This window comes from Oleiphilus sp. HI0128 (assembly GCF_001635365.1).
The window spans coordinates 1-3378 of the sequence record NZ_LWGG01000870.1 but is presented as its reverse complement, the minus strand read 5'-3'; the positions used below and the strand labels follow the sequence as shown (position 1 = coordinate 3378).

The 3378-nt window shown below is 42.2% G+C and carries 5 protein-coding genes; 2 read left to right on the top strand and 3 right to left on the bottom strand.

Going from position 1 to position 3378, the window contains the following annotated elements; translation table 11 throughout:
- Window positions 1–128 precede the first annotated feature (128 nt).
- A complete protein-coding gene (locus A3763_RS13795; RefSeq protein ID WP_068508719.1) occupies window positions 129–995 on the top strand; it encodes a metal ABC transporter permease in 867 nt (288 codons plus the stop codon).
- 24 nt (window positions 996–1019) lie between these two features.
- Window positions 1020–1421: a phosphoribosyl-AMP cyclohydrolase gene (gene hisI / locus A3763_RS13790; RefSeq protein WP_068508721.1), complete on the top strand. Its 402-nt coding sequence runs from the start codon at window positions 1020–1022 to the stop codon at window positions 1419–1421.
- 30 nt (window positions 1422–1451) lie between these two features.
- Here the strand turns inward: hisI and A3763_RS13785 are convergent, their stop codons facing one another.
- The 3 genes from A3763_RS13785 to A3763_RS13775 form a co-directional block, all read right to left on the bottom strand.
- A complete protein-coding gene (locus A3763_RS13785; RefSeq protein WP_068508723.1) occupies window positions 1452–2264 on the bottom strand; it encodes an ABC transporter substrate-binding protein in 813 nt (270 codons plus the stop codon).
- Between the two features lie 25 nt (window positions 2265–2289).
- Window positions 2290–2610, bottom strand: coding sequence for a site-specific integrase (locus A3763_RS13780; RefSeq protein WP_068508725.1), 321 nt, complete (start codon window positions 2608–2610; stop codon window positions 2290–2292).
- A gap of 139 nt (window positions 2611–2749) precedes the next feature.
- On the bottom strand, window positions 2750–3013 hold the full coding sequence (locus A3763_RS13775) for an acyl-CoA-binding protein (RefSeq protein ID WP_068508728.1): 264 nt from the start codon (window positions 3011–3013) through the stop codon (window positions 2750–2752).
- Between the last annotated feature and the right edge of the window lie 365 nt (window positions 3014–3378).

Here is a 3378-nt window from a genome sequence, read left to right as displayed (position 1 = left end):
TGTTATCGCGAGAGCCCATCGCTTTTGGGCCAACTGCCGGCGTATTGACTGAGCAAAACTGGCAACGAGCACGACAACTCAACGAAGCCTTTGATGAAAACGCCGTGTATTGCGGGGCTCACTAACAGATGTTCGATCTTTTTATTGCGCCAATTTTAGACTTCTCATTTATGCAACGCGCTATCGTTGGCTGCCTTGCGATTGCGATTAGCGCAGCGCCTATTGGCGTTTTTCTGATGTTAAGACGCATGAGTTTAACTGGCGACGCCATGGCACACGCAATATTGCCCGGTGCAGCGGCAGGCTTTTTTCTGGCCGGCTTATCTATTCAGGCAATGACCATCGGCGGGATTATCGCAGGCTGCCTTGTTGCGCTATTTTCCGGTTTCGTCTCTCGTATGACCGATGTCGCTGAAGATGCCAGCATGGCTGCCTTTTATCTTATTTCTCTGGCAGCAGGCGTCCTGATTATTTCAATTAACGGTAGTCAGGTTGATTTACTACACGTACTTTTCGGTTCCGCGCTGGCTTTGAACAACGAAGCTTTATATTTGCTTGCCGGGGTTTCTACAATTACCTTAATTACACTTGCTCTGCTGTTCAGACCGTTGGTTCTTGAGTGTATGGACAGGCTTTTCCTGCAATCAGTCAGTCGACTAAGTCCAATTGCTCACTTTGCCTTCCTGGTGCTAGTTGTTCTAAACCTTGTTGCCGGCTTTAACGCCCTTGGTACCTTAATGTCTGTGGGTATGATGATTTTGCCTGCAGCCTCTGCAAGGTATTGGGTCAAGAGCCTCGATATGATGCTTTTGGCGTCCTCTTGTTTTGCAATTCTCTGTTGTTATATCGGCTTACTCTTGTCATACCATGCTGGCTGGCCAACCGGGCCGGCGATCATACTGACACTTGGTATGCTCTACGTCTTGTCGTTTTCATTAGGACTTAATGGTAGCCTTTTATCTCGACTTGCCAAACCCAAACATCTCAGCGCATAACTCGTAAATATAGGTAATTTAAATATGAAGTCCTGGTTTAAATCGATCGAAAACGATGCTGAAGGCACCTCCTATCCCTTAGATAAAGTATTAAACGAACTAAACTTCTCTGAAGAGGGTTTAATACCCGTAATAGCCCAGGACCATGAGACGAGAGAGGTGCTAATGTTTGCCTGGATGAATCGCGAGTCATTAAAAGAAACTCTCGAAACCTCCAAGATGTGCTATTGGTCCCGTTCGCGAAAGTCTTTATGGCGCAAAGGAGAAAGCTCTGGCCACTGGCAAAGCCTGGTATCGATGAGAACGGATTGCGACGGTGATGTACTACTAGCCCTGGTCACACAAGATGAAGCAGCTTGTCACACTCATCGTAGAAGTTGCTTCTACCTGAAGTTTGAGCAAGGCGAGGTGGTCATCGCCTCATAAGCTTTCTGCTTTCTGCTTTCTTCGTTTACATCAGTGCTGATACAAATTACTTAAGTGGTCGTATTTATCCAGGATTTCTTGATAGCGACCACTTGATTTAATTTCTGACAAACCACGATCAAAGTCATCTCTGACCAGCTTATCTCGGAATAAAAACGGGTAATGACTTGGTTTAAATAAGGGGTGAAATCTGACCTTTTGACTAAAGCGCTGCTTTGCCAAGCGAGAGTAGCGATCTCCCTGATTTGCCTTATACCAATAATATCCAAAAATACTCTTATCCATCACGATAAAATCAAGCTCTCTGATAAAGAGTAGATTTATCTGAAAATCTTGTTTTGGAACTTCTTGATAATGCCGGTTTGTGCGTGCCATCACAGCATATTCTTTACCCAGAAAGTCTTTCGCTTTTTGAAAACCTACAACCGTTTTATCTTGAAGAAAAGACATAGATATATCTTCAGGGTAGTTCTTGGATGCCAGACTTATTGCGTAGTTTTGAAATGTCACCACGGCTTGGGACAAATAACCACTCTTAACAACATTGGCCTTTGCATTCATCACGGCATCTAACTGCGCATCATCAAACAACTTATATGCTCGCTCAAATGGCACATAAACCGGACGTATATCATAACGCTCAGGATCGAGGCTCGCTCGCAATATATCTAACTCGATGCCTGAGTCAGTTTCTTTAATCACCCAAGGAGGAATTGACATGCTAATGCCAATCTCAAATGGCTGAGGAGCATCTGATTGTACTGTGGAAGGGTCCTTGGCATGCAAGGATAATGAGACACTAGATACTAAAAAGGCGAAAAAAGCGTAGATGAATCTAAACATTGCTTCCTCCGCCTGATAATGAAAATTAACTATCCTTGGGAACTATCTCCGTCCTTTTCAAAGGCTTCTTTAAAACCTTTTCATATAAGAATAATAGTGCTTCTCGAGCTTGATTCAAGCGCGCGCGGGAAAGAGACATATTTTTTACCAAATAGCGTAAAAACTCTTTCACATTAGATTCACTTAAATAACGCGGGCTCCGCAAATCATAATAAGCTAAATACTGCGTAATCCAGTGCTGGTAAGTATGAATGGTTCTGGCACTCAAATGTTGGTGCTTTACCGCTTCAGCCAAGTCTACTGACAACCCCGGTTGACATTCGTCCAATGCAACTGCTGTACTCATATTGATTCCTTTTACTGCTTATAGAGACCTATATGCTTCTTCACTTTCCTTGTGTTGATCTCTTATAATTATTATCTTTTTTATCGTGGACACTGCTATTAACCAGCCTGAGACACAGACTGGTTAGAGACGCTGTAATTTACGCCTTTAATGTTTCAACTTCATTAATGTATTTTTGCATTGCCGCATCAGAAGTCGTTCCTTTCAACTCTTCCCATGCAACATATTTTGCACGTGCAACGAAGTCCATCATACCTGGCTTTTTACCTGAAACGTCACCTTCAGTTGCTTGCTTATACAAAGCATACATCTGCAACTTCTGCTCGTTTGAAAGCTGAACGTCACCTTCCGAGTTTTGAACAAAGTTTACGGTATCTTCAAATTGTTGCTTTAAATCGCTCATAACTTACTCCTGTTAATTTGGCGCGATTATAACTCGCTTAAATACAGATCGGTAGCTCTATAGGTAAAACCACTTTTCCATTTATGTGTATAATCTCACAGTTTTGATAAGTATCTACTTTATCAATAAGATCTAATTTTCTGTTTTCACTAATTTTTGGAGACCACATCTTGGCCAAGAAAAATAAGCTAAATAAAATTGTCAGTAACATTAATTCCTTGCCATCTTTCCTTCGCTCAACAGCGCTGTCTACTTTTTTTGTAAAGATGGTGTAGTTTACCGGCACTGATGGAATTACAATTGAAGAGCTCAGCTGCGAACGAGCAGTGATTACACTAAAAAATAAAAAGAGTGTGCAAAATCAT